This window comes from Ruegeria sp. K7, assembly GCF_056531785.1.
The window spans coordinates 93,865-119,012 of the sequence record NZ_JBQFMJ010000003.1; the positions used below are offsets into that span (position 1 = coordinate 93,865).

Annotated in this window: 24 protein-coding genes; 6 read left to right on the forward strand and 18 right to left on the reverse strand. The window is 59.9% G+C overall.

Annotation, left to right across the window (positions count from 1 at the left end):
• Position 1: 1 nt before the first annotated feature.
• The 6 genes from ACR0FE_RS07470 to ACR0FE_RS07495 form a co-directional block, all read right to left on the reverse strand.
• On the reverse strand, positions 2 to 1,456 hold the full coding sequence (locus tag ACR0FE_RS07470; RefSeq protein ID WP_480912094.1) for an aldehyde dehydrogenase family protein: 1,455 nt from the start codon (positions 1,454 to 1,456) through the stop codon (positions 2 to 4).
• 34 nt (positions 1,457 to 1,490) lie between these two features.
• Complete coding sequence (locus ACR0FE_RS07475; protein WP_480912097.1) at positions 1,491 to 3,089, reverse strand: ABC transporter ATP-binding protein; 1,599 nt, start codon at positions 3,087 to 3,089, stop codon at positions 1,491 to 1,493.
• Complete coding sequence (locus ACR0FE_RS07480) at positions 3,086 to 3,901, reverse strand: ABC transporter permease (protein WP_170807051.1); 816 nt, start codon at positions 3,899 to 3,901, stop codon at positions 3,086 to 3,088. Before ACR0FE_RS07480 ends, ACR0FE_RS07475 begins: the two co-directional genes overlap by 4 nt.
• A complete protein-coding gene (locus tag ACR0FE_RS07485; RefSeq protein WP_480912100.1) occupies positions 3,898 to 4,845 on the reverse strand; it encodes an ABC transporter permease in 948 nt (315 codons plus the stop codon). The genes ACR0FE_RS07480 and ACR0FE_RS07485 overlap by 4 nt, the downstream gene beginning before the upstream one ends.
• A gap of 40 nt (positions 4,846 to 4,885) precedes the next feature.
• Positions 4,886 to 5,920: a ligand-gated ion channel gene (locus ACR0FE_RS07490; protein WP_480912103.1), complete on the reverse strand. Its 1,035-nt coding sequence runs from the start codon at positions 5,918 to 5,920 to the stop codon at positions 4,886 to 4,888.
• A 96-nt stretch (positions 5,921 to 6,016) separates the two neighbouring features.
• On the reverse strand, positions 6,017 to 7,492 hold the full coding sequence (locus ACR0FE_RS07495) for an ABC transporter substrate-binding protein (RefSeq protein WP_480912455.1): 1,476 nt from the start codon (positions 7,490 to 7,492) through the stop codon (positions 6,017 to 6,019).
• 183 nt (positions 7,493 to 7,675) lie between these two features.
• Here ACR0FE_RS07495 and panB point away from each other — a divergent pair, with 183 nt between their 5' ends.
• The 3 genes from panB to glpK all read left to right on the forward strand — a co-directional run bounded on the left by panB (position 7,676) and on the right by glpK (position 10,900).
• Positions 7,676 to 8,515: a 3-methyl-2-oxobutanoate hydroxymethyltransferase gene (panB, locus tag ACR0FE_RS07500; protein WP_170612936.1), complete on the forward strand. Its 840-nt coding sequence runs from the start codon at positions 7,676 to 7,678 to the stop codon at positions 8,513 to 8,515.
• Complete coding sequence (gene panC / locus ACR0FE_RS07505) at positions 8,512 to 9,354, forward strand: pantoate--beta-alanine ligase (RefSeq protein ID WP_480912107.1); 843 nt, start codon at positions 8,512 to 8,514, stop codon at positions 9,352 to 9,354. Before panB ends, panC begins: the two co-directional genes overlap by 4 nt.
• A gap of 67 nt (positions 9,355 to 9,421) precedes the next feature.
• Positions 9,422 to 10,900 (forward strand): glycerol kinase GlpK, encoded by a 1,479-nt coding sequence (gene glpK, locus ACR0FE_RS07510; RefSeq protein WP_480912109.1) that lies wholly within the window; start codon positions 9,422 to 9,424, stop codon positions 10,898 to 10,900.
• Between the two features lie 13 nt (positions 10,901 to 10,913).
• On the opposite strand, the gene smpB is transcribed toward glpK, so the two are convergent.
• From smpB to ACR0FE_RS07560, 10 genes are all read right to left on the reverse strand, one after another.
• Positions 10,914 to 11,390 (reverse strand): SsrA-binding protein SmpB, encoded by a 477-nt coding sequence (smpB, locus tag ACR0FE_RS07515; RefSeq protein WP_170612930.1) that lies wholly within the window; start codon positions 11,388 to 11,390, stop codon positions 10,914 to 10,916.
• Between the two features lie 47 nt (positions 11,391 to 11,437).
• Entirely contained in the window at positions 11,438 to 11,980 is a 543-nt protein-coding gene (gene idi, locus ACR0FE_RS07520; protein WP_170612928.1) for an isopentenyl-diphosphate Delta-isomerase, read from the reverse strand.
• A gap of 209 nt (positions 11,981 to 12,189) precedes the next feature.
• Positions 12,190 to 12,603: a c-type cytochrome gene (locus tag ACR0FE_RS07525; protein WP_170612926.1), complete on the reverse strand. Its 414-nt coding sequence runs from the start codon at positions 12,601 to 12,603 to the stop codon at positions 12,190 to 12,192.
• A gap of 113 nt (positions 12,604 to 12,716) precedes the next feature.
• On the reverse strand, positions 12,717 to 13,733 hold the full coding sequence (locus tag ACR0FE_RS07530; RefSeq protein WP_480912112.1) for a P1 family peptidase: 1,017 nt from the start codon (positions 13,731 to 13,733) through the stop codon (positions 12,717 to 12,719).
• A 72-nt stretch (positions 13,734 to 13,805) separates the two neighbouring features.
• Positions 13,806 to 14,552: an SDR family oxidoreductase gene (locus ACR0FE_RS07535; protein ID WP_480912114.1), complete on the reverse strand. Its 747-nt coding sequence runs from the start codon at positions 14,550 to 14,552 to the stop codon at positions 13,806 to 13,808.
• A gap of 60 nt (positions 14,553 to 14,612) precedes the next feature.
• Positions 14,613 to 15,032, reverse strand: coding sequence for an alternative ribosome rescue aminoacyl-tRNA hydrolase ArfB (arfB, locus tag ACR0FE_RS07540; RefSeq protein ID WP_170612920.1), 420 nt, complete (start codon positions 15,030 to 15,032; stop codon positions 14,613 to 14,615).
• A gap of 263 nt (positions 15,033 to 15,295) precedes the next feature.
• A complete protein-coding gene (locus ACR0FE_RS07545; RefSeq protein ID WP_170612918.1) occupies positions 15,296 to 15,940 on the reverse strand; it encodes a queuosine precursor transporter in 645 nt (214 codons plus the stop codon).
• Between the two features lie 96 nt (positions 15,941 to 16,036).
• Positions 16,037 to 16,921: an esterase-like activity of phytase family protein gene (locus ACR0FE_RS07550; protein ID WP_480912117.1), complete on the reverse strand. Its 885-nt coding sequence runs from the start codon at positions 16,919 to 16,921 to the stop codon at positions 16,037 to 16,039.
• Positions 16,894 to 17,757 carry a penicillin-insensitive murein endopeptidase gene (mepA, locus tag ACR0FE_RS07555; protein WP_170807062.1) on the reverse strand — a complete coding sequence of 288 codons (864 nt, stop codon included), beginning with the start codon at positions 17,755 to 17,757 and terminating at the stop codon, positions 16,894 to 16,896. The genes ACR0FE_RS07550 and mepA overlap by 28 nt, the downstream gene beginning before the upstream one ends.
• Entirely contained in the window at positions 17,754 to 19,121 is a 1,368-nt protein-coding gene (locus ACR0FE_RS07560) for an MFS transporter (RefSeq protein ID WP_480912120.1), read from the reverse strand. The genes mepA and ACR0FE_RS07560 overlap by 4 nt, the downstream gene beginning before the upstream one ends.
• 129 nt (positions 19,122 to 19,250) lie before the next feature.
• Between ACR0FE_RS07560 and ACR0FE_RS07565 the strand changes: the two genes are divergently transcribed.
• From ACR0FE_RS07565 to yaaA, 3 genes are all read left to right on the forward strand, one after another.
• Positions 19,251 to 19,538 carry a YggT family protein gene (locus tag ACR0FE_RS07565; protein ID WP_170568510.1) on the forward strand — a complete coding sequence of 96 codons (288 nt, stop codon included), beginning with the start codon at positions 19,251 to 19,253 and terminating at the stop codon, positions 19,536 to 19,538.
• A 78-nt stretch (positions 19,539 to 19,616) separates the two neighbouring features.
• Positions 19,617 to 21,656 (forward strand): DNA helicase RecQ, encoded by a 2,040-nt coding sequence (gene recQ, locus ACR0FE_RS07570; RefSeq protein WP_480912122.1) that lies wholly within the window; start codon positions 19,617 to 19,619, stop codon positions 21,654 to 21,656.
• Between the two features lie 33 nt (positions 21,657 to 21,689).
• A complete protein-coding gene (gene yaaA, locus ACR0FE_RS07575) occupies positions 21,690 to 22,460 on the forward strand; it encodes a peroxide stress protein YaaA (protein WP_480912125.1) in 771 nt (256 codons plus the stop codon).
• On the opposite strand, the gene ACR0FE_RS07580 is transcribed toward yaaA, so the two are convergent.
• Complete coding sequence (locus ACR0FE_RS07580) at positions 22,451 to 22,927, reverse strand: VOC family protein (protein WP_170612906.1); 477 nt, start codon at positions 22,925 to 22,927, stop codon at positions 22,451 to 22,453. The two genes, yaaA and ACR0FE_RS07580, sit on opposite strands and share 10 nt — an antisense overlap.
• A 9-nt stretch (positions 22,928 to 22,936) precedes the next feature.
• Positions 22,937 to 25,144 (reverse strand): response regulator, encoded by a 2,208-nt coding sequence (locus ACR0FE_RS07585; protein ID WP_480912128.1) that lies wholly within the window; start codon positions 25,142 to 25,144, stop codon positions 22,937 to 22,939.
• Positions 25,145 to 25,148 lie beyond the last annotated feature (4 nt).

Below are 25,148 nucleotides of genomic sequence, written 5' to 3' on the forward strand. Positions count from 1 at the left end.
ATCATCGCCCGTGGAAAGCCGCCACCGTTTTCAGTTGCGAAAACCCGTACAGCGCCTCGAACCCTTTTTCGCGTCCGTGACCGGATTTTCCCACCCCGCCAAAGGGTAATTCGACCCCGCCACCTGCACCGTAATTGTTGATGAACACCTGTCCCGAACGCAGTTGTTTCGCCAGCCGCATCTGCCGCGCCCCGTCGCGGGTCCAGATGCTGGCAACCAGACCATAATCGGTGCTGTTTGCTATATTTAGAGCCTGCTCCTCGGTGTCGAAAAGGATCAGAACCTGTACCGGGCCAAATATCTCGTCCCGGGCCAGGACGTGATCCGGCGGCACGTCCGAGAATAGGGTCGGGCGAACATAAGCGCCGCTTTCCGGCGCACCCTCAGCGATCCGCCCCTGTGCCGCGATTTTCAGATCGGAACCTTTTTCAAGAAACCCGGTCACGATCTGCTTTTGCCGGTCCGAAATCAACGGGCCGACCCGCAAATCCTGCATCGCCGGTCCGACAGACAACTGTTCATAAGTTTGGGCCATGCGCGATCGGACCTGATCGTAGATACCGCGCTGCAACAATATGCGAGACGAGGCGGAGCAGGTCTGGCCGGCATTCTGAATCCCTGCGTTCACCAGAAACGGCAGCGCAGCATCCAGATCGGCATCGTCAAACACCAGTTGAGGGGACTTTCCGCCCAGTTCCAGCGTCACCGGCACCACGTTGCGCCCCGCCGCCTGCTGCACCAATGCGCCCGTGGCAACGGATCCGGTAAATGAGATATGGTCGACATCCGGATGTGCCGACAGCGCCGCTCCGGCCTCGGCCCCAAGCCCGGGCACGACGTTCAGCGCGCCGGGCGGCAAGCCGGCTTCAAGCGCCAGATGCGCAAAAGCCAGCGCGGTCAGGCATGCCTCCTCTGCCGGTTTCAGAACACAGGCATTGCCCATCGCCAACGCAGCGCCAACAGACCGGCCGATGATCTGCATCGGGTAGTTCCAGGGCACGATGTGGCCGGTAACCCCGTGCGGCTCGCGCAGCGTGTAGACAGTATAGCCGTCCAGATATGGAATCGTCTGGCCCATGACCTTGTCTGCTGCGCCACCGTAGAACTCGCAATAGCGCGCCAACGCAACTGCATCTGCGCGAGCCTGGGTCAGAGGTTTGCCGACATCCATCGCCTCGAGAGTGGCAAGGTCTTCGACCTTTTCCAGAACCAGTTGCCCCAAGCGGGTCAGAATACGTCCTCGGTTCAGCGCCGTCATTCGGCCCCACGCTCCATTCGAAGCGGACCGGGCCGCGCCAACAGCAGCATCGATATCCTGCTTCGTGCCGCGCGCAATCTGGCAGATTTCTGATCCGTCCGAGGGATTGGTCAGGGGCAAGGTACCGCCGCTGATCGGTAATATCCACTCGCCTGCTATCAGACACCGAGTTGGGTCAAACCAGATCTGATCAGTCATTCAATGTCTCCAATTCAGGCTCTAACAAGGCAGTTTACGCGGCACCTCGATTGTAATCCGGCAGCTTTGGCGCAGCGGAAATCAGCTTTTGTGTATAAGGATGCTGAGGATTGCTGAAGACGGCTTCAGTCTCACCCTGTTCAACAATTCGTCCGGATTGCATCACCATGACCCGATCCGTGATCGTGCGAACGACACTCAGATCGTGGCTTATGAACAGATAGGTCAGATCATAGGTCGCACAAAGCTCGGCCAGCAGGTCAAGGATTTGCGCCCGAACCGATACATCCAGCGCCGAGACCGCTTCGTCAAACAGGATCAGTTCCGGCCGAATGATCAGCGCACGGGCGATGGCGATCCGCTGACGCTGCCCACCCGAGAATTCATGTATGTATTTTCCGGCGTCACCGGGGCTGAGGCCAACGGCCGTCAGCATCTCGGAAATCCTGTCCTGCCGCTCTGATCCCGTCGGCGGGGTGTCCAGCAGGTGAAACGGCTCGGTGATCAGCCGCCCGACACGATGGCGTGGGTTGAAGCTGCCAAATGGGTCCTGAAACACCACCTGCATGTTACGGCGCACCGCAAGATTGGGCTTGTGGGCCGCAAAAACAGGCTGCCCGTTCAACAGAACGTGCCCACCCTGAACATCTTCAAGCCCTAGAATTGCCCGTGTTAGTGTCGATTTTCCGCAACCGGACTCTCCGACCAGACCAAGGCGCTCACCCCGGCTGAGGGTAAAGCTGACGTCATCCACCGCCCGGTGGCGAGCCGGTGTTTCGAATAGCCGCCTGCGGGGCAAACGGTAGTCACGAACGACATTTGTCACCTCCAGCAGCGGGCCCGGTCGAACGGGATCGGGAAGTGTGACCTGATGGTCCGAGGCTTCGAACAACATACGGGTATAGGGGTGCTGCATGTTCCGCAGCAGATCGTTCGTTGCACCCCTTTCCACCACTTCGCCGTGGCGCATGACAATAATCTGGTCCGCCATGTCGGCGACAACCGCCAGGTCATGGGTGATCATCAGCAATCCCATGCCGTATTCGCGAACCAGCCCCTTCAAAAGGTCCAGAATCTGTGCCTGCGTGGTGACATCCAGTGCGGTGGTCGGTTCATCGGCGATCAGAAGCCGAGGTCGCAAGGCGATGGCCATTGCGATCACAACGCGCTGACGCTGACCGCCAGATAGTTCGTGCGGATAGCGCGATAGCGGAAACCGGTCGGGCGGCAGGCCGACGCGGGTCAGAACCTTTTGCGTTTGCTCGCGGGCTTTGGCGGGTGACATCGCCTTGTGGATCAGAATCGTTTCCGTCACCTGATCACCGATCGTCATGACCGGGTTGAGCGCAGTCATCGGCTCCTGGAACACCATGCCGATGGCCGCGCCACGCAGGGCGCACATTTGGCTCTCGGACCGCTGCATCAGATCCTGTCCGTCCAGCTGAATGGTGCCGTTGGCCACCGCTCCGTTCGGCAACAACTGCATCACGGCCAACGCGGTCATGGATTTGCCGGATCCACTTTCACCGGTTACGGCCACGATCTGTCCGGGATCAATTGTCAGGCCGACTTGTCTGAGGATCGGCGCGCCATGAATCGACAATGACAGGTTCTCGATTTGCAACAGGCTCATGTGCGGGCCACCCGAATACGTGGATCCAGAAAGTCGCGCAAACCATCGCCCAGCAGGTTCAGCCCCAGAACCGTGACGATGATCGCCACCCCCGGAATCAGAGCCAAATGCGGGGCAAAACTGACCATAGTCTGCGCATCCGCCAGCATCCGCCCCCAGCTTGGCGTGGGCGGTTGCGCACCCAGACCGACATAGGACAGGCCCGCCTCGGCCAGGATGCCAAGGCTGAACTGGATCGTGCCCTGCACGATCAGCAGATTGGCGACGTTGGGCAGGATATGTTCGATCGATATCCGCGCCGCGCCCTTGCCCGAGACACGGGCGGCGAGAATAAACTCCCGCTCCCACAGCGACAGAGCCGCGCCGCGGGTAATTCGGGCGAACACCGGGATGTTGAATATCCCGATGGCGATGATCGCGTTGATCGCACCGGCGCCAAAAACAGCGGTGATCAGGATGGCAATAACCAGCGAAGGGAAGGCAAAGACCAGATCGTTGCCGCGCATGATCACCTCGTCCAGCCAGGATCCTTTGCGGGCGGCCGCCGCCAGTCCCAAGGGCACGCCCAGCGCCATGCCGATGCCGACGGCCACCAGCGCAACCGCAATCGACGTGCGCGCACCGACCATGATCATCGAAAACATGTCGCGCCCGAAATGGTCGGTTCCGAACCAGTGTTTTGGGTCCGGTGTCTGCAACTTGCCGGGGATGTTCAGCGTGGCGTGGTCGTAAGGCGTCCAGACAAATGACAAAAGGGCCGCCAGCAGAACCAGCGAGGACAGCGCTGTGCCGAGGATCAGGTTACGGCTCATGTCCGGCTCCTTAACCTTGGATCAACGGCGGCGTAGGCCAGGTCGACAAGGAAATTGACGGTGATGACGGCGAAGACCAGCAGCATGACCACGGATTCCACTACGATCAGGTCGCGCGCCGAGATGGCCTGAAACACCAGTCGCCCGAGGCCGGGCAGATAGAACACCTGCTCTATGATGATCGAGCCGGCCAGAAGGAAGGAAAACTGCAGCCCGATGATGGTCAACACCGGGATCAGCGCGTTTCTAACCCCATGCCGCCACAGCGCCCGGCGGCGGGTCAGCCCCTTGGCCCGGGCAGTGCGCATGAAATCCTCGCCCAGAATGTCCAGAAGGGCCGACCGCATCACGCGCGCCAGAATCGCCGCCTGCGGCAAGGCCAGCGCGACTGCGGGCAGGGTCAGGGAATGCAGGCCGGTCCAAAGGCCATCCTTCCATCCTGCAAACCCTCCGGCATTGAACCAGCGCAGGTTGATGGCGAAGATCAGCACCAGCATCATCGCAAACCAGAAATTCGGCACCGCGATGCCCAGCTGCGTGGCACCCATAATAGCCAGATCACCCGGCTTGCCACGGCGGGATGCTGCGTAGATCCCAGCGGGAAAGGCTATCAGGGTAGACAGCGTCAACGCATAGAGCGCGAGCGGGAGCGACACCCAAAGACGATCCGCGATCATCTGGGAAACAGGTGTGCGATACGTGTAGGACGTGCCGAAATCCCCCACCAACATGCCGCCGACCCAGTTCAGATACCGTTGCAGCTTTGTCCCATCCAGCCCAAGTTCAGCCCGCAGCGCCGCCAAAGTATCGGGCTGTGCATTCACGCCCAGCATGAATGAGGCCGGATCACCCGGCGCAACCTCGATCACCGCAAAGATGACGACCGAGGCGACGGCGAGGCTGATCAGCAAAGAAATCAGACGTTTGAGGGCATAGCGCAGCATCAGGACCACGTTAGGGGCGCATACCGCACGGGTCCAGCACCTAAGGTGTCATCAAAAAGGCAAAAACCGCATAGCCGACAATGGCTGCGTAACCCAGCGGGTAAATCCACTTGATCGCATAGTTGTCCAGGTTTCGTGCCGCGTCCTCGCGACCGGACACTTTCAGTTTGCGCAGCGCAACATTGAACACGATCAGCGCCCCGGTCATCAGGAACATGCATTGCAATATGAAGTCCAGAAAAGTCAGGTAGCCCAGCTTGGGCAGGTCGGCAGAAATGGCCCAGTTGAAGGCCACGAATACCAGCAGGTTACCCCCGGCGATCTCGATCCGGCGGCGGTATTCATCCAGAAAAAACAGCGCCCACCCGACAGAGATCAGCACCAGCATCGGCAGAAATACCCGGATCACATAATAGGTCAGGTGCCGGTGACCCTCGAAGGCCAGGGCGATCTGGTCACTATCCCGGCCGGACAGTCCGATCACGGTCGAGCGCTCGACCCGGGCGTTGTCCAAGATCCACTCTTCCTCACCCAGCAGATCGCCGAGGCCGGAATGCGCCTCGAGCGGGTAATAGGACACGTATTCAGTCGGAAAAACCGAGACGACTTCGAAATAGAACTGCTGCGTGTCGAAGGGGTATTTCCGGAAATCGAAATGCGGGGCCTGCAAGGTCAGCGAGGATTTCTCGACATAGACAACATGCCCGTCATGGCGCAGCGAGGCGGCGGCTTCATGGACCCACTTGTTGGATTGCTGGTTATGCACCACAAACGCAGGCAATACCGCCCCCAATTCGCGGGCGTGATTGGCTAGCACCGGAGGGTTAAAGACCTGAATTTCGCGTCCGACGTCATCCCGGTCAAAGGCCAGCGTCGGATCGGTCCATTCGGCCCTCAATATGACGACGGCCCCATAATTTTCAGCCTTCTGATCCACGCTTGTGATCTGATCGATCCGGATGCCGATTCCAACCTGGAGCGGGTTTTCCGGTGTCCCTTTCAGCGCGTGAAGCCCGCCGCCCAGCGTGTTCTGCGCCAATGCCGGCCCGCCCCCGATCACAGAGAGGCATGTCATCACAGCCAGGAGACATATGACGCGGACCAGTTTCACATTCGGGCTCGCTTTGAGTTGGGGATCACCGGGGCCGCCAGACGCGGCCCCGGCGTGATATTATTCTGACCAGCTGATCCCGGTCAGATCAATTGCGGCGGTGGGCGCATTCTGCCACAGCCCTTGCACTCCGGCCCGGGCCACGCCCAGCTTTGCCAGCTGGAACAGATATCCATTGACGTAGTCATTCGAAATCAGCCGTTGCGCCTCGCCCAGAAGCCGTGCGCGTTCGTCAGGATCGGTCGTGGAATTCAGGGTATCCATCAGAGCCTGAAAATCAGTGCTGTCATACTGGAAATAGTAGTCGGGGCGCGCATAGATACCGATATCCATCGGTTCCGTGTGGCTTACGATGGTCAGGCCGAAATCTTTGCCTTTGAACACCGTCTCTAGCCATTGCGCCCATTCCACGTTGATGATTTCGGCCGTTATACCGACCTCGGCCAGCTGCGCGGCAATGATTTCACCGCCACGGCGGGCATAGGATGGCGGCGGCAGATGCAGCGTGGTTTCGAACCCGTTTTCCAGACCCGCCTCGGCCAGAAGCGCCTTTGCCTTTTCAGGGTCGTAGGCAGAATTGCCGGTCAGATCCACATAAGCCGGGTTGTGCGGCGCGAAATGAGTGCCGATTGGCGTGCCGTATCCGAACATGGCGCCGTCAATGATGGCCTGACGATCAATAGCATGAGCCAGCGCCTGGCGAACGCGAATGTCATCGAACGGGGTCAGCTTGTTGTTCGTCGACAGAATCGTCTCGCCCTCGGTCGAGCCGACCAGAACCTGAAACCGCGGATCGGCCTCGAACTGAGGCAGATTCTCGGGAGCCGGGTAAATGTCGAAAACGTCCACATCCTCGGCCATCATGGCGGCAAAGGCAGCGGTCGGGTCCGAGATAAACTTGAAGGTGGCCGTTTCCAGCGCGGGCTGGTCACCCCAGTAATCAGGATTGCGGTTCAGCGTAATGCTGTCGCCCTGAACCCAATTGCCAAAGGTATAAGCGCCGGTGCCGACCGGATTTGTCTTGATGTTTTCTATGCTTTCGGGCGCAACGATCACCGCGTCGCCCCAGGCCATGTTGAACAGAAAATTGCCATTGGGTTCGGACAAGGTGACTTTGACGATCAGCGGGTCAACAACCTCGACATCCTGAATTCCGGCGAACAACGCCTTCTGCGCATTGGCGCTGTCTTCGGCGCGGGCGCGATCCAGGCTGAATTTGACGTCCTCGGCGTCCATGGTTGTGCCGTCATGGAACGTCACCCCGTCGCGCAGCGTGAAGGTGTATTCGGTGCCATCATCCGAAATCTCCCAGCTTTCCGCCAAACCCGGGACAACGGATCCGTCACCCATGAAACGGGTCAGGCCCTCGAAGATATTGGTGTAAACGACCGAATCTATCGCTTGTGCCGCCGCGCTTGTCGGGTCCAGATGCGGCGGCTCAAGCCCCATCGCTATTGTGATATCTGATTTGGCCAGGGCCTGGCTGGCAAACAGGCTGGCACTGACGGCCAGTGCTGACACAAAGGGTCGAAACATCTGTATTGTCACGAAATTAACTCCCCACTGAAAACAGACCGGCTCATGCTGTCACCGGCTTTATTGATAACAATGTCACTCTAAACCTCGGGTCATTCAAGGAAATGTTCGCGCAACCGGGGTTTCTTCGCCAGCGCGCGATCTGCTATGCTGCACTGCAACATTGACCCTGCAGGAACGAGCATGAGCGCCACAGCCCGCAAAAAAGCCCCAAATGCCGAGGATATTCGCGCCCGAAAAGGCGGTGATCCATTGGTCAGCCTGACCGCCTATACCACTCCGATGGCGCGGCTGATGGATGCCCATTGCGATTTTGTTCTGGTGGGCGACAGCGTCGGCATGGTGCTGCACGGGCTGGAATCGACCCTTGGGGTGACGATGGAGATGATGATCCTGCATGGACAGGCCGTCGCGCGCGGGTTGGAGACGGCCTTGATGGTCATCGACATGCCCTTTGCCAGCTACGAACACGACCCGGCACAGGCGTTCAAGAACGCGGCCCGCCTGATGGCAGAGACCGGCGCGGGAGCCGTCAAGCTGGAAGGCGGCGTTGAGATGGCCGAGACGATCCGCTTTCTGGTCAGGCGTGGCATCCCGGTGATGGCTCATATCGGCCTGACGCCGCAATCGATCAACACGCTGGGCGGCTACAAGGTACAGGGCCGAGATGGTCAGGCCCACGCCGTGCTGGCCGACGCCCATGCCGTCGCCGAAGCCGGCGCATTTTCCGTCGTGTTAGAGAAAGTTCCGCAAGGGTTGGCCGACCGCATTACGGCTGAGATTGCGATACCGACGATTGGTATCGGTGCGTCCGCCGGGTGCGATGGGCAGATCCTGGTGGTAGACGACATGGTGGGATTTTTCACCGCTTTCAAACCGAAATTCGTCAAACGGTATGCCGAGCTTGGCCCTCTGGCCGAGGCTGCCATTACCGAATACGCCGCCGAAGTGCGGGCGCGGACTTTTCCGGCGGACGAACATGTCTTTGCCGACCGGGCGCCGTCCAAGGGACCCGGGAAATGACCGCTCCAATCCTTCGCCGTCTGGCGGATTTGCGCGCGCTGACCACCGATTGGCGTCGCAAGGGCGAGGTGATCGGGGTTGTTCCCACAATGGGTGCGTTGCACCTGGGGCATCTGTCGCTGGTCGAGGCCGCGAAGGCGGGCACCGACAGGGTGATGGTCACGATCTTTGTGAACCCCAAACAGTTCAACAACCCCGAGGATCTGGCCAATTATCCGCGCACCGAAATCGAGGACGCGCAGAAACTGGCCCCATTGCGTGTCGACGCGATCTATGTGCCCGAGCCCGAGGAAATCTACCCGCAGGGCTTCGCCACCAATGTATCTGTCATGGGTCTGACCAATGTGCTTGAGGGCGAATTCCGCCCCGGTCACTTTGACGGAGTCGCCACGGTGGTCGCAAAACTGTTCCTTCAAACACAGTCAGATCGAGCCTATTTCGGGGAAAAAGACTATCAGCAACTGTTGGTCGTTCGTCGGATGGCGCGGGATCTGGATATCCCCATCGAGGTGATCGGCTGCCCCACGGTGCGCGAACCCTCGGGTCTTGCCATGTCCTCGCGCAATCTGCGCCTGTCACCCGAAGGGCTGAAGACTGCAGCGAAGATGAGCAGGGTCATGCAGGAACTGGCGGACGCGCTGGATGGCGGGGTAGCTTTCGATCCGCTGGCTTCGAAGGCGCACACTGCCCTGCTGGCTGCTGGCTTTGCGCAGGTGGAATATTTGAAACTGCACTGCGCCGAGACACTGGAACCCTTGAGCCATGCTGAGCGGCCCGCTCGTCTGCTGGCGGCGGCCTGGCTTGAAGGTGTTCGGCTGATCGACAACATTCCTGTCTGAACGCTCTGGCACGATTGTCATTGTTTGCGCTAAAGTCCTGCAAAACCAAACGGGAGAGGGCGCAGGCGTGACCTATATTCTTGCCATTGATCAGGGCACCACATCATCGCGGGCCATTTTGTTCGACACGGATATGCAGCGCGTCGGCACCGCGCAGCACGAATTTACTCAGCACTTCCCGCAGGAGGGCTGGGTCGAGCATGATGCCGAGGAAATTTGGGAAAGCGTCCTGCGTGTCTGCCGCGAGGTGATGGACAACACCGGCGTAACCGCAGATCAGATCGCTGGCATCGGTATCACCAATCAGCGCGAAACCACCGTCGTCTGGGACCGCGCCACCGGCAAACCGATCCACAACGCCATCGTCTGGCAGGACCGCCGGACCGCCGAGATCTGTGCCCGCTACAAGCAGGCCGGTTGTGAAGATGACGTCACCGCCCAGACCGGTCTGCTGCTTGATCCCTATTTTTCGGGCACCAAGGTAAAATGGCTGCTGGACACCGTACCCGGCGCGCGGGAACGGGCCGAAGCCGGAGAGTTGATGTTCGGCACCATCGACTGCTTCCTGATCTGGCGCCTGACGGAAGGGCGCAGCCACGCCACCGACGCAACCAACGCCGCACGCACTCTGCTGTTCGACATTCACAAGGGTGAGTGGAGCGCCGAAATCTGCGATCTGCTGGATGTGCCGATGAATATGCTGCCGAAGGTACATGACTGTGCGTCGGACTTCGGAAATACGTATCTATTTGGGGGCAATATTCCGATCCTGGGCGTGGCCGGGGACCAGCAGGCCGCCACCATCGGACAAGCCTGTTTCCAGCCCGGGATGATGAAGTCAACCTATGGCACGGGTTGCTTTGCGCTGCTGAACACCGGACCAACGCCGGTCAAATCCAACAATCGCCTGTTGACCACCATCGCTTATCAGCTGGACGGTCAGCGGACTTACGCGCTGGAAGGGTCGATCTTTGTCGCCGGGGCGGCGGTTCAATGGCTGCGCGACGCGCTCAAGATTATCGACTCGGCGCCGGAAAGCGGAGAACTGGCGCAGCAGGCCGATCCCAACCAGCATGTTGTGCTGGTTCCGGCCTTCACCGGCCTTGGGGCGCCCTATTGGAAGCCGGATTGCCGCGGCGCGGTGTTTGGCCTGACCCGCAATTCAGGCCGCGCCGAGTTTGCCAAGGCTACGCTGGAAAGCATCGCCTACCAGACGCGCGACCTGTGGCATGCCATGCAGGGTGATTGGGGCGCGGATACCGATGTCACCCTGCGCGTCGATGGCGGGGCGAGTGCATCGGATTGGGCGATGCAGGGCCTGTCGGATTATCTCGGCGCCGAGGTTGACCGCCCTGTGATGCAGGAAACCACCGCCCTGGGCGCTGCCTGGCTGGCCGGGATGCGCGCCGGCATCTATCCGGACCAGCAGGGATTCTCGGAAACCTGGGAGCTGGATCGCCGGTTTGAACCGGAAATGTCTGCCGAAGACCGCGATGCGGCCTATGACCGTTGGAAACGCGCCGTTTCCGCGGCGATGGCGTTCTGAAACCGGTGAAGGATCAGCTGTGATCCTTCATCAACCGCTGCTTCTGCCGTGACCAATCGCGCTTGGCCTGGGTTTCGCGCTTGTCGTGCAGCTTCTTGCCCTTGGCGATGCCGATCTTCAGCTTCGCGCGGCCCTTGTGGTTGAAATACAGAACCAGTGGCACCAGTGTCATGCCCTTGCGCTGGGTCGCGTTCCACAGGTTCGACAATTCCTTGCGCGAAACCAGCAGCTTACGCCGGCGGCGTTCTTCGTGTTTGAAGACCTTGGTCTGTTCGTAGGGCGCGATGTAACTGTTGATCAGCCACAATTCTCCGTCATCGACCGAAGCATAGCTTTCGGCGATGTTCGATCCGCCAGCGCGCAGGGACTTGACCTCGGACCCCTCCAGCACGATGCCGCACTCGAGATCGTCCTCGATCGCGTAATCGAAGCGGGCACGCCGGTTTTCGGCGATGACTTTGTAGTTCGGGTCTGTCTTCTGTTTGGCCATGACGCGTTGATTTAGGCGGCTTGGGCGGACCTTGCAAGCCGTAGACGTCAGGATGGCGCCGAGATGATCAGATCGGGGCCAAAAATCGTGTCAGAGTGGTTGTGCAGATAGATCTTCAACCACGGCGTAAACCGGGATGGGTGGCGCTGCACCTCGGCCAGAAGATCGTGATAGTCGATCCAGCGGATCTCCATGACTTCTTCCGGATTAGGCTCGATTTTCAGAGAACCACGAGCCCTGGCCAGAAACACGTCGACGACTTCATGTTCGATCATGTTGTTGCCGACATCGGCGTGGTATTCCAGCCGATGACGGTATTCCGGGTAAAGCCCTGTAATCCCAAGTTCCTCGCGCAGACGGCGCACAGCGCATTTGGATGCGGTTTCACCCCAGTCAGGATGTGTGCAACAGGTGTTCGCCCACAGGCCCGGCGTATGGTACTTTCCCAACGCCCTGCGCTGCAGCAATATCTCTGTCCCACGCACGACAAAGACCGACACCGCCTTGTGTCGCAGGCCCTTTTCATGCGCCTCAAGCTTGTCGACGGGGGTCAGTTCGCCATCGACCCATGCCGGGATCATGATACCCATTTGTTGTCTCCTGCAGCCAATCCGCCTGTGTGACGGGACATTGCGGATTACCTTTGGCCGGATCGGCTTGGCGTCGCGGCATCACATGTTCAGAGCGTGACTGGCCGCGCATTCCCAACGTGGCGCTGATCGTACGCGTTATCAACCGCACGAAAGGCCGCAGGGGCTGCGGCCTTTTGTACTCACACAGGTCGTCTGATGGCTGGAGATTATTCGCCCGAAACGCTGACGATATAAGCGTAGACGTCTTCGCCGCCGCTTTTCAGTTTGAATGTCATCTTGGACTTGGCAGCTGTGTCATCCAGATAGGATTTCAGAAAGGTCTTGGGATCTTGCGAATACTCGACAAAGGTCGCTTCATCCCAAACCAGCCCGTTTTCACCTGCAGCCACGATGCTGTCGCCGTATTTGAACCCTTCGACGGTGCCTGCGGTCCGACCCGCGATTCCATACAGGTTCGGACCGGTTTTGCCGCCCTTGACGATAACTTCGCCAGCAGGATCGGCGATCTGGTGGCAGGATTTGCATTTGTTAAAGGTCTTTTTGCCGGCCTCGGCGTCGCCTTCTGCATATGCGGGTAGGGCCATCAGGCCGACGATTGCGGTTGCGAGGATGCGATTCATAGCTTTTGCTCCGATACGAATTGGCTGCACCGAATGGATCGTCGGCGCAAAAAAGAGTCAACGCGCAGATTGCCGCGCGCGGCCACTGTGCCACTGCGGCATAGTGGCCGTCCTTAACTTATGTCATGTGACCCGGACCAACAGGGCAAAAGATCGCCAGCCGCTGGTGTTGCCAGATAAATCGCCCGCGCAATGGCGCGCGTCAGACATAGCGAGGCGGCGTGCCCGATCATTCCCAGCTCTGCCTCGTTCTCCAAAGGTATTGACCCGGCGCTGACACCAAAGACCAGATCACCGTCACCCGGCGTGTGGGCGGGCAGGATGGCGCGTGCAATACCATCATGCGCGGCCACGGCCAGCCTTTGGCATTGCGGTTTGGTCAAAACGGCGTCCGTCGCAACGACAGCAATGGTTGTGTTGGTCTTGTCCGGCTCGGCCGGACGCATGGCCTGCGCCTTGCGGCTGACCTGAGGCAGCCCCAGGCCTGCGCTGGAATCAGGCCCTAAACCGCCGAATTCGTCGCCAATTTCGTAAGGCGCAGCCCAGAAATGACGGTCGCCGGGCGTGGTGACACTGCCCAGCGGGTTGGCTGCGACCAGTGCCCCGACGGTGACGCCCGTGTCCAGAACAAGCGATGCAGACCCAAGCCCGCCCTTGTACATAGCGGCCAGGGCTCCGGTCCCTGCACCGGCCGTGCCCAGCGCAAAGTCCTTTGAGGCCGCGTCAAAAGCGGCGCGCCCCAAGGCACGGTACGGGTTCTCGGTCCAGCTTTTGTCACCGCCGTTGAGCAGATCGAACAGGATTGCCCCGGGCACGATCGGGACCACGGTATGGCCGACCGGATACCCCCGGCCTTGCGACCGAAGCGCATCCGACACGCCGGAACTGGCATCCAGTCCAAAAGCCGATCCGCCGGACAGGGCGATGGCATCTATCTTTGTCACCGTTTTGTCGGGGGCCAGAAGATCGGTTTCGCGCGTACCCGGCGCGCCGCCCATCACGTGCACGGACGCGGTGAAAGGCTGATTGGCCGTTAGAACGGTTGTGCCGGATTTCAACCGGCCATCCTGAGCATTTCCGACCAAAAGCCCGGGGATATCGGTGATCAGGTTCTTAGGTCCGGGTTTCATCGAGAGGGTTTCCCTTGTCTCAGCAAAGCGCTGCCCCCTGTGGGGGTGCTTTTCAACAAAAGAGGGCGCAGGTCAGATACAGCGGCCACCGTCAACCTCCAGCGCGGTTCCGGTGATCATGCTGGCCTCGTCCGAGCACAGGAAACAAGCGGCGTTTGCCATGTCCTGAGGCGTGGAAAACCGGCCCAGTGGAATGGTCGACAGGAACATGGCGCGAATCTCGGGTGTGTCTTCGCCCATGAAGGATTTCAGCAAGGGGGTTTCTCCGGCCACCGGGCAGATCGCATTCACGCGAACGCCAAAGGGCGCCAGTTCGACGGCCATCGTCTTGGTTGCGGTGATCATCCAACCCTTTGAGGCGTTGTACCAGTTGAGGTTCGGGCGCGGCGACAGACCAGCTGTGGAAGCAACGTTCAGGATCGCGCCCGAGCCTCGCGACTTCATTGCCGGTACAAATGCCCGCGCAGTGTGAAAGACCGATTTCATGTTAACGCTGAAGACGCGGTCGAAATCCTCCTCGCTCACTTCCTCCAGCGGTGTCGGCAGATGCGTCACGCCTGCGTTGTTCACCAGAATATCAACCTGCCCAAACTGGGCGATGGCGGCGTCTGCCATGGTCTTAACGGAAACCGCGTTGCCGACATCAACGTGCTGGGCGACGACTGCCGCGCCGAGGGTAGCGGCCATCTGCTTTGCCGCATCCTTGTTGATATCCGCGACCATCACGCGCGCGCCCTCGTCAATAAACTTCTGGGCGATCCCGGCACCGAACCCCGAGGCGCCGCCAGTCACGATTGCGGTTTTATCCTTAAGCCTCATCGCGTTACCCCTCTGCCGATGTTCAAGGTCAGACTATCAACGCCCCGGCAAGATACCAGATTAATCTTCGGACACCTTGCCCCGCAGCGCTTTGACGTCGCCACGCGCCTTTTTTGCCGCAAGCCGACGCTTGACCGAACCGTAGGTGGGCTTGGTTGCAATACGCCGCTTGGGCTTGACCAATGCGCGGGTGATCAGCTCGGCCAGTCTGGCGCGCGCGATTTCACGGTTGCGCGCCTGCGAGCGGGTCTCTTCGCACTGGATGATGATCGCGCCCTCTTTGGTCCAGCGTCGCCCGGCCAGCCGTTTCAGCCGGGCTTTGACCGGATCCGGCAGGGACGGGGAGCGCGCCGCCTCAAACCGCAACTCGACAGCGGTGGAAACCTTGTTGACGTTTTGCCCGCCTGGACCGGACGAGCGCACAAAGCTCTCGGTCATTTCCCAGTCCTGCAGGATGATATCGTCCGTAACGCGCAACATGCGCGCGACCTTACAGGTGGCGCGCAGAAACAAAAAGGGCCGCCCCGGCGGGACGGCCCTTCGAAAGTTCAGGAGGTCGGGTCGGTTAGATCAAACGACCAGCCGGAGCGAGCGCTCCGCCAAGGGCTGCCTTAACAGGCGATCCCCCCGGTTGTTCCGACACCTCTCTCCAATCTCTTTCTCGACACTGGATCACCTCCTTTTCTATCTGTTGCGGTTGAAAAGAAGCGTGACACAAGTTGTGCCAATCTCAAAGCACTTTTTTACACAGGCTGAGCGGTCAGTCGCGCAACGATCACTTTGAACGGGATCAGCGCGATCATCGCCAGCGACAGTTTCACTAGCCAGTCGGCAAAGGCCAGCGTTACCCACAAAGGTGCCATTGGACCGGACAGCATGAAGGGAACAGGTTCCCATGCCCAGCTGATGGCCGCATCGGCATCGGCGCCGAAGAACGTGACCGACGCCGAGAAGGCGATGGTGAAGAACAACGCGGTGTCCAGCGCCGAGCCGACCAGGGTCGAGACCAGCGGCGCGCGCCACCAGCGGCCGCCGCGCATCGCGTTGAACACAGTAACGTCCGTCAGCTGCGCGATCAGGAAGGCGGTTCCGGACGCGACAGCAATCCGCAGCGGCACCGCGGCATAGGTGAAGCCATCGCCCTGCAGCATGATCTGGCTGCCGATGAGCGAGCAGATGATACCGGTGACAAATCCGGCAAACACGACCTTGCGGGCCGGACCCACGCCATAGACGCGGTTCATGATGTCAGTGACCAGAAAGGCCAGCGGATATGTGAAGGCACCCCAGGTCAGCAGGCCGTCAAGGATCAGGAACTGGACCAGGATGTTCGAGGCCACAACGATAGTGGCCATGGCAATAATGCCGGGAATAAAGCTGCGTTGCATTTTCAGATGCCCGTTTTGACAAGGTAGCGGCGACTTGGCCAAGGGTTCATCCCAAGGCAAGCCGCGCTTCTAGCGAGTCGAATCGTGTTTGGCAAGTCATTCGGGCAGCAGGTATTCCACCAGCTCGGTACTCTGTAGGGCCAGAAAATTGTCGTCCGAGATCATCGTCGCCCGCAGACGCCCCTGACCGTCGCGCCAGACCGACAACCCTTCGAGGTTATCATGCGTTCCGGTACCGGTTTCAAACAGGGTCTCTTCGGACATGGGTGTGTCTGCATTGATCTGCCAACGGCGCAGGCGCGAGCGAAAGCCGGTCAGCGATACGGCACGTTCGAGAACATACAATCGGCCATCCGGGCCGAAATCTGCGGACACCGGCAGGAACCGGCCCCGCTGCGGCAGGACAAACGGCATGGACCACGCCTGACCGTTCCAGCGATAGACCGGGATATTGCCTTCGGCGGTGCGGTTCTTTTCCGGCAGGGTATACAGCCGCCCCTGAGTGTCGATCGCCAATCCCTCGAACGATCCGTTGCCCTCCAGACCGTCGAACGCCTTGGGGCGCGGCAGAACGCGCGCGGCACCGCCCGGGCCCGAATAGCGGGCAACACGGTGAACACCTTCGAAAGAGATATAGAAGCTTTCGTCAGGCGCGACGGCGAGTCCTTCTGAATCACCTGTGTAACCGGGCAAGGCGCGCCCTGTGCTGGACAGGACAGGCCAATGCCCCAATACTTTGACCTCGCTGATACGGTCCCCGTCCCGGTCAATCCGCGCGGACACAAGGACAGCCCGGTCGCTGAGCGCGATCAGCTTTCGACCGTTTTCGGACAGATGGATCGCCGAAAAACCGCCAAACCAGCCCGATCCGTGGGTCCACGTAAAACTGCCCAGATGGGTGGCGGCAGGACCCTCGGCTGCCCGAAGAGGCCCCGCCAGCACCAGTGTCGCAATCAGTTGGACTGCAAGACGGCGGTGCATTGCTGGGGCAGATCGGCCAATCGGTATTCGCGGCGTTTCTTGGGGGCCGGTGCGTTTGGATCAGGCGGCGGTGGGTTGAGGATATTCTGCACCCATTGCTGCGCTTCGGCACAGCCATCACCTTTGGGCGGCGTATCCTGATTGACGCAGCCACGCGATCCTCTGGGGCATTTCAGCCGGACATGGAAGTGATAGTGATGCCCCCACCATGGCCTGATCTTGCGCAGATAGGCGCGGTTGCCCTTTTCGTCGTTGCACATCTGAACTTTGGCGCCCGGGAAGACGAATATCCGGGCCACGCGCTTGTCCTTGGCGGCCTCTCGCAGAACAGCATGGTGCTGTTTTGTCCAGTTGCCGTTCACATATGCCCCGTTCGAGCGGCGCAGGGAAATCGACGAGATATTCTCGCGTGCCTTGCGGGACAGCCTCATGTCGTTGCCCGGCAGCATCCATATATCGATGTCCAGACCAAGCTGATGGCTGCGGTGGCCGGATGTCATCGGACCGCCACGCGGCTGGCTGATATCCCCGACATAGAGACCATTCCAACCTGGTTGCTTCGCCGCAAAACGGCTGAGGTCCTGCACGTAATCGATCGCTTCGGGATGCCCCCAATTTCGATTTCGCGACAGACGCATGGCCTGCCATGTCGGCCCGGTTTCGGGCAATTGCACCGACCCAGCCGCACATCCGCGCGAATAACTGCCGAAGGCGGCGGGTTTTTGTTGCGAACTGACTCTCTGCGCCCCGAACAACTGCTTGGCCAGGGGTTGCGCCCCCGCCGCGCCTGCCAGCGTCAAAGTCGCAAGAATTGCCAAAAAACGTAATAAAATCATCTGCTCTGATCCCCTTCCGGTTTAACCCAGCGCATTAGGAACAGGCCCAGAATAAACAACAGAACGATGGGTGACACCCCCAGTCTTGCGCTGCCCGTCGCGGTGGTCGCGATCCCGATCAGCAGGGGCGCGGCAAAGGCGGTGGCGCGACCGGACAGCCCGTAAAGCCCGAAACTCTCGACCGGCGCCTCGGGATCGGTGTGGCGCACCATCATGGATCGGCTGGCCGATTGCAGGATACCGCCCATGCCACCGATCAGGACGCCGCAACCAAAGAAGACCAGATCCGGCAGGTTTGATCCCTCGGGCAACGCGATGCCGTAAATCTGCGTCCGGTCCATCAGAACGACAGTGACGCAGACAAAGATCAGAACCCAGATAGCGACCAAAATAACCGGTTTAGGGCCGTATTTCCGGTCCATCTTGCCGCCAATCCAGGCAAAGATGGCCGAGGCAAGAACGCTGACGATTCCAAACACACCGATCTTGATCAGATCCCATTCCAGCACCAGGCGCGCGTAAACGCCGCCAAAACTGTAAAGCCCGTTCAGCGCGTCGCGGTAAAACATGGACGAACCCAGATAGGCCGCAAGACTGCCCCGGTGCCGCAGGGCAGCAATCGACTTCCCGAGCAGGCGCAAAGCCTCGCCGACACTGCCCTTCTTGTTCGTCTGCGCATCGTCGCGCACCCACAGGAAATAGGGCACCATGAACAGAACGAACCACCCTGCGGTAAAGGGCCCGACAAAGCGCGTGCCCTCACGCGCGCCAGCGTCCAGCCCGAACAACGGCTCCATCCCGATCAGCGTCTTGCCGTTGGGCTGTTCAACAAACAGCGTCAGCATGATCGCCAGCGAGATCAGACCGCCAAAATACCCAAAGGCAAAGCCCGAGCCTGAAATCTCTCCGACTTCATTGTCATCGCCCAGATCGGGAAGCTGCGAGTTGATGAAGATCAGCGCATATTCCGCACCCACAAACCCCAATCCGAAGGCCGACAGCATCAGCCACATGTTCGAACCATCCGGCAGCGTGTACCATAGCGCGGCGGACCCCACCGCATACATCACCGAAAATGCGAAAATCCACGGGATGCGGCGGCCGGACACATCTGCCATGGCCCCCAACAAAGGCGCGCCAAACGCGATGATCAGCCCGGTGATGGTCAGGCAGTTCGCCCAGACTGTCTGCGCCTGCGCGGCGGCGGCTTCTGTTTCCAGTCCGGTATTGGCATAGTATCCGGCTGCGACCCCTGCAAAATAGGGGCCGAACACAAATGTCACCAGCAGCGTGTGATATGGCTGACTGGCCCAGTCGAAAAACCACCATCCCCAGATGCGCTTGCGCTTGGAAATCTCTGCCATCACTGCCTCTTTGTGCGTTTTGCTTCATAAGACGGGGCTTTGCGGCATTTCGCAAGCGTTCTGTTGGCCTGCACTTGCTCTTTGCGGCCGGGGCGCTTAGGTCTCAGCAAACGCGCAAACGGAGTGCCCATGCTGTCGCTGATCCAAATCCTTCTGCTGATCCTGGACATTGTCTGGTTCATCATTCTGGCCCATGTGATCATGAGCTGGCTGATCAACTTTCAGGTGCTCAACCTGCATCAACAGCTTGTGGCGCAGATCTGGTACGGCCTGAACCGACTGTTGGAACCGATCTATGGCCCGATCCGGCGCGTTCTGCCCAACATGGGCGGACTGGACCTGACACCATTGGTAGTGCTGGTCGCGGTCTACGCGCTGCGGATCATCCTGATCAACAATGCGGTCTATTTCGTCTGACCTCTTGTTCACCGAATCTTAGTGTGTGATTGTCCTGTCTTAAGAGCAGATAAACCTTAAAACAGGGCACCCCCGCACATGTTCGACGCCGCACCCCTGCTGCGAAATGTCTTTGGATTCGACGACTTCCGCCCCGGGCAGGAAGAGATCGTCGATGCCGTGACCGCAGGCGAAAACGTGCTGGCGATCATGCCCACTGGCGGTGGTAAATCCCTGTGTTATCAGCTTCCTGCCCTGCTGCGCGACGGGGTGACGGTGGTGATCTCCCCTCTGATCGCCCTGATGCGCGACCAGGTGCGCGGGCTGCAAGAGGCTGGAGTCGAGGCGGGGGCCCTGACATCCGGCAACACGCCCGAGGAAACCGACGCCGTGTGGGAGGCGCTGGAAGCCGGGCGGCTCAAGCTGCTTTACATGGCCCCCGAACGTCTGGCCGCCGGGTCGGCCTTGGGTATGTTGCGGCGGATCAATGTCAGCCTGATCGCCGTGGACGAAGCGCATTGCGTCAGTCAATGGGGGCATGACTTCCGCCCCGACTATCTGCGGATCGGAGAGTTGCGGCGCGCGTTGGATGTACCGCTGGCCGCCTTCACCGCGACGGCGGATGCGGAAACGCAGGACGAGATCGTCGAGAAACTGTTTGACGGCACCGCTCCGCGTAAGTTTCTGCGTGGCTTCGACAGGCCGAACATCCATCTGGCCTTTGCCGCCAAGGACGGGCCGCGAAAGCAGGTGCTCGACTTCGCCGCCGCCCGAAATGGGCAATCGGGCATTGTCTATTGCGGCACTCGCAACAAGACCGAAGTTCTGGCGCAGGCCCTGCGGGCCGAAGGCCATTCTGCCTGCCACTATCACGGTGGCATGGACGCCGAGGATCGCCGCATCGTCGAAACCCGCTTCGCGCGCGAAGATGGCTTGATCGTTGTCGCCACCGTCGCCTTCGGCATGGGCATCGACAAGCCCGATATCCGTTGGGTCGCTCATGCGGACCTGCCCAAATCCATCGAAGCCTATTACCAGGAAATCGGCCGCGCCGGGCGGGACGGCAGCCCTGCGGAAACCCTAACCCTGTTCGGCCCCGACGACATCCGCCTGCGCCGTTCGCAAATCGACGAAGGTCTGGCCCCGCCTGAACGGCGCATGGCCGATCACGCACGCCTGAACGCCCTGTTAGGACTGGCCGAAGCGCTGGAATGCCGCCGCCGGAGCCTTCTGGGTTATTTTGGTGAACAGGCTGAACCTTGCGGTAAATGCGATCTGTGTGACAGCCCGCCCGAAGTATTCGACGGCACCACACCTGTTCGCATGGCCTTGTCCGCGATCCTGCGGACCGAGGAATGGTTTGGATCGGGTCATCTGATCGACATTCTGCTGGGCAACGAGACCGACAAGATCCGTGCACGCCGCCACGATGATCTGTCGACATGGGGTATCGGCAAGGAATGGTCGCGCCCGCAATGGCAGGCGATTTTCCGGCAGATGATGGGCCACGACCTGGTCCGCCCCGATCCTGAACGCCACGGTGCCCTGCGCATGACCGAGGCCGCGAAACCCATCCTCAAGGGCGAGGCGCATATCAACTTGCGTAAGGATACAATACGCAAGGCGACCCGTCGGCCTGCGGTCAAGATGATGGTGTCGGAAGAAGACGCGCCTCTGCTGTCTGCGCTGAAGGCCAAACGCCGGGCGCTGGCGGAATCAGCCCGGGTTCCGGCCTATGTCATCTTCCCTGACCGCACCCTGATCGAGATGGCCGAAAAGCGCCCCGCCACGCTGGATGACATGGCCCGGATCGGTGGCGTCGGCGCGAAGAAACTGGAGCGGTACGGCGATACTTTTCTTGAAGTAATCGCGGGTGCGGTCGAATCCGTGCATCCCGCACGGCGCAAGCTGGCCGGACGCGATCAGGGCGACATCTACGATCGCCTGCTTGAAATTCAGACTCGCTTGTCACGCGGTCCCGACGGGATCGACAAACCGCTGACTTGCTCGGCTTCTCAACTGGCAAAGGTGGCGCAACTCCGCTCTGACGATCCAAGAGCGATCGAGCAGGTTCTGGGAGACCGCCGTCACGAAAGGTTTGGCGCTGCCTTTCTGGACGTGCTGCGTCAGGCGGGCTAGATACCCTGCATCAGGCAAGAAACGAGGGCGGATATGCTGGTAGTCATTTCCCCGGCCAAGCGGCTGGACTGGGCAGAGCGGGATGTCGATGTCACGCAACCGGACTTTCAGGATGATGCGATCCGCCTTTCGAAAACCGCCAGAAACCTGACTCTGGGCGATCTGAAGAAACTGATGGACCTGAGCGACGATCTGGCCCGGTTGAACCGCGACCGGTACCGCGTTTTTTCCGATGCGCCGGACGCAGAAGTGACCCGCCCCGCCGCATTGGCATTTGCCGGTGACACCTATCAAGGGCTCGAAGCAACCTCATTGGACGCCGAGGAATTGGTCTGGGCGCAGGATCATCTGCGCATTCTGTCCGGCCTTTACGGTGTGCTGCGACCGTTGGATGCCATTCAGGCCTATCGGCTGGAAATGGGCAGCAAGCTTAAGACCCGGCGCGGCAAAAACCTTTATGAATACTGGCGCGACCAGTTGAGCAAGGCCCTTAACGCGCAGGGTAGCGCCATTGGGTCTGACATTCTGATCAACTGCGCCAGTCAGGAATATTTCGGCGCTGTCGACCCGAAGACGCTTAAACTGCGGGTTATCACACCGGTGTTCATGGAAGACAAAGCCGGTACGCCGAAGATCGTCAGTTTCTTCGCCAAAAAGGCGCGCGGTGCCATGGCGCGGTATGTTATCCAGCACCGGCTGACCGATCCCATGGGGCTGCTGGATTTCGATACCGGGGGCTATCAGTACCGTCCACACCTATCGGAACAGGACAAACCGGTCTTTGTGCGCCCCTATCAGGCCTGATCCAGCATTGAAGGATCAAAAGCCACCAGTTCAACGGTGTTGCCTTCGGGGTCCTCTGTGAAGACTCCACGCCAGCCGATCCAGCCGAATTTTTCGACGCGGTAGGGTTGTCCTAATTCGGTGTACCAGCGCATGACGGCCTCCTGCTCGGAAAACGGCAGAGAAAGGGCAATGTGATGTAAGGATGACCTGCCTCCGGTCACGGGCTTGTTTGCGCTGTTCGGGTGCAACCCGGGCCGCGGAGCCGCCGTGTGATGAAACAACGCCAGCACCTGTATATGTCCGCCAAACGCTTCGGCGATGCGAAAAAAGGTAATGGCGCTGTTGTGATCGCCCGACAGACGCTCAAGCCCGATCACACTTTCATAGAACGCAACCATCGCGGGCATGTCGGCGCAGCGGATCGCAATCTCGCCCAACGCACGAGGGCGAAATCCGCGGTGATCTGAGGTTTGCTTGCGGGTCATGCGATCAGGCTATTCGACATGTCCGGGTTCGGCAATGACCGGGCAGGCGCCATCGGGACAGTGGTCCAGGATCATCTGAAGTATGCGCTGCTTGTGTAGCGGTTTCGTCAGATAGTGATCCAGCCCGGCTGACAAAATTCCGGTGTCGTCCCCGTCCATCGCATGGGCGGTCAGGGCGACGATGGGTACATGGCGCCCTGTCCAAACCTCGCGCCGCCGAATTTCAGCCGTAGCCTGTTTGCCGTCCATTTTCGGCATCGAGATGTCCATGAAGATCAGGTCCGGGTCAAAATCCAGATGGGCCTGCACCGCATCAATCCCGTTATCTGCAAATCGCAGATAGATATTCGCATCCTTGACCATCTTTTTCAGGATCAGTTGATTGGTGCGATTGTCCTCGGCCGCCAAAACCCGCATCAGACGCTGCCCGGAAGGCAATTTGAGCCGGGTGGGTGCATCGGTGACAGAGACCGCTTCCACTGTTTTGCTGGCTTTTCCAAGCGCCATCAACTGGGAATACAGTTCGGCCCGGGGAATCGGTTTCTGCAAGACACCTTCAACCAGGTGCCGGGACGCGCTGGCGTGGATCAAAGCCGGGTTGGCGGACATGACGACGACGGGTGTGTCACCCAGTCCGCGTTCTTTCAGGATTGCCGCCAATTCAAGCCCGTCCATATCGGGCAGGTCATGGTCGCATAGTAGCAGGTCGACCGTCTCATCCACGATTTTCAATGCCTCTGACCCGGTCTCGCAAACTGTGACCCTGAATCCCAGGCGCCCCAACTGCTTGCTCAGGATGGCTCGATTTACAGCCAGATCCTCAACCACGACCACATGACGCAAACGTCCCCCCAGATCAGGTGGCTCCGGCTGTGGTCCCGGCATGGTCGGCAAAGAGATGCGAAACCCAAAACACGACCCCTTACCAGGATCGCTCTCGACCCAGATGGTCCCATCCATCAGGGTGATCAGTCGCTTGGTAATGGCAAGCCCCAGGCCGGTCCCCTCGAACAGCCGGTTTCTTTCATCTTCCACCTGGTTGAATTCACCGAATATGTGGCCGATCTTGTCTTCGGCAATTCCGATCCCGGTATCTTCGATCGCGACATGGATGTCGCACGTCTGCGCCTTGGCATTGGGGACTCCGGTTACGCGGATCAGGACGTGGCCCTGTGCGGTGAATTTCACCGCGTTGCCTACCAGATTGGTCAGAACCTGCCGAATACGCCCCGGATCGCCCATGAACAACGTTGGAAGAAACAGATCATAATCCACCAGTAAGGTCAGGCCTTTTTCCCGAACGCCGGGCTGCAGCAGCATCGCCACTTCGAGAATGCACCGTTCGAAATCGAACTGCTCGGGGTGCAGGGTCAGCCTGTCTGCTTCGATCTTTGAATAATCCAGCACATCATTGATGATGACCAGTAGCGCCTCGCCCGAGTTCCGGATGGTGTTGACGTATAAACGCTGCTCTTCCCCAAGCTGCGTCTCGGCCAGCAACTCGGTCATGCCGACAATGCCGTTCATCGGGGTTCTGATCTCGTGGCTCATATTGGCCAGAAACGAGGATTTGGCGCGGTTGGCGGCTTCGGCCCGTTCCCGCGCCGCCGTCAGTTCGGCCTCATGCCGGACCGAGGCGGTTATGTTCAACGCCAGGCTGACCACGTCCCCGCCATTGCCGCGTTGATCGATGAGCTTGATATACTGGCCATTCCAAAGCTGAATGACCACAGGTTCGGGGTTTGCCTGCATCCACCGCGACTGCATCCGCGCCTGCCAGTCGGCCGCGCACTCGGGTCCGGTATCGACGATCCCCTCGGTGGTCAGGATCTCGAGGATACGCGCGTAGGATATGCCCGCAGCGATCTCTTCCAAGCCTTCGAACACGCTCAGATACGCGGCATTGGCTCCAATCAGGCTGTGGTTTGCGTCAAAGAAGGCAAACCCGTCCTGAATGGTCTGGATCGAATGCCACAGACGCCGCTCGGCCACTTCGATCTTGGCGTGGGCGACGGTCAGGTCGGACTTGACCCGTTCGTTCTCGCCGCGAACCGCCTCAACCTCGGCCTGGGTTTCGCCGATGCGTCTGGTCAGGGCGATGGCGTGCTGGCCCAGTTTGCGGTTCGCTGCCGACAGTTCTGCCTGTTTCAACTCCAACAACCGTTCGGCTGCCAGCCGCGCACGCCGTTCCTGCGCCAGTTTGTTTGCAAGACTCATTTCT

Coding starts and splice junctions, on each gene's coding strand:
- ACR0FE_RS07490 (WP_480912103.1), bottom strand. CDS start 5,920: ATGACATGCCTCTCTGTGATCGGGGGCGGGCCGGCATTGGCGCAGAAC.
- recQ (WP_480912122.1), top strand. CDS start 19,617: ATGTTCGACGCCGCACCCCTGCTGCGAAATGTCTTTGGATTCGACGAC.
- panC (WP_480912107.1), top strand. CDS start 8,512: ATGACCGCTCCAATCCTTCGCCGTCTGGCGGATTTGCGCGCGCTGACC.
- ACR0FE_RS07580 (WP_170612906.1), bottom strand. CDS start 22,927: ATGACCCGCAAGCAAACCTCAGATCACCGCGGATTTCGCCCTCGTGCG.
- arfB (WP_170612920.1), bottom strand. CDS start 15,032: ATGTTGCGCGTTACGGACGATATCATCCTGCAGGACTGGGAAATGACC.
- ACR0FE_RS07475 (WP_480912097.1), bottom strand. CDS start 3,089: ATGAGCCTGTTGCAAATCGAGAACCTGTCATTGTCGATTCATGGCGCG.
- yaaA (WP_480912125.1), top strand. CDS start 21,690: ATGCTGGTAGTCATTTCCCCGGCCAAGCGGCTGGACTGGGCAGAGCGG.
- idi (WP_170612928.1), bottom strand. CDS start 11,980: ATGGGTATCATGATCCCGGCATGGGTCGATGGCGAACTGACCCCCGTC.
- ACR0FE_RS07495 (WP_480912455.1), bottom strand. CDS start 7,492: ATGTTTCGACCCTTTGTGTCAGCACTGGCCGTCAGTGCCAGCCTGTTT.
- mepA (WP_170807062.1), bottom strand. CDS start 17,757: ATGATTTTATTACGTTTTTTGGCAATTCTTGCGACTTTGACGCTGGCA.
- ACR0FE_RS07565 (WP_170568510.1), top strand. CDS start 19,251: ATGCTGTCGCTGATCCAAATCCTTCTGCTGATCCTGGACATTGTCTGG.
- ACR0FE_RS07560 (WP_480912120.1), bottom strand. CDS start 19,121: ATGGCAGAGATTTCCAAGCGCAAGCGCATCTGGGGATGGTGGTTTTTC.
- ACR0FE_RS07530 (WP_480912112.1), bottom strand. CDS start 13,733: ATGAAACCCGGACCTAAGAACCTGATCACCGATATCCCCGGGCTTTTG.
- ACR0FE_RS07585 (WP_480912128.1), bottom strand. CDS start 25,144: ATGAGTCTTGCAAACAAACTGGCGCAGGAACGGCGTGCGCGGCTGGCA.
- panB (WP_170612936.1), top strand. CDS start 7,676: ATGAGCGCCACAGCCCGCAAAAAAGCCCCAAATGCCGAGGATATTCGC.
- smpB (WP_170612930.1), bottom strand. CDS start 11,390: ATGGCCAAACAGAAGACAGACCCGAACTACAAAGTCATCGCCGAAAAC.
- ACR0FE_RS07550 (WP_480912117.1), bottom strand. CDS start 16,921: ATGCACCGCCGTCTTGCAGTCCAACTGATTGCGACACTGGTGCTGGCG.
- ACR0FE_RS07545 (WP_170612918.1), bottom strand. CDS start 15,940: ATGCAACGCAGCTTTATTCCCGGCATTATTGCCATGGCCACTATCGTT.
- ACR0FE_RS07535 (WP_480912114.1), bottom strand. CDS start 14,552: ATGAGGCTTAAGGATAAAACCGCAATCGTGACTGGCGGCGCCTCGGGG.
- ACR0FE_RS07480 (WP_170807051.1), bottom strand. CDS start 3,901: ATGAGCCGTAACCTGATCCTCGGCACAGCGCTGTCCTCGCTGGTTCTG.
- ACR0FE_RS07470 (WP_480912094.1), bottom strand. CDS start 1,456: ATGACTGATCAGATCTGGTTTGACCCAACTCGGTGTCTGATAGCAGGC.
- ACR0FE_RS07525 (WP_170612926.1), bottom strand. CDS start 12,603: ATGAATCGCATCCTCGCAACCGCAATCGTCGGCCTGATGGCCCTACCC.
- ACR0FE_RS07485 (WP_480912100.1), bottom strand. CDS start 4,845: ATGCTGCGCTATGCCCTCAAACGTCTGATTTCTTTGCTGATCAGCCTC.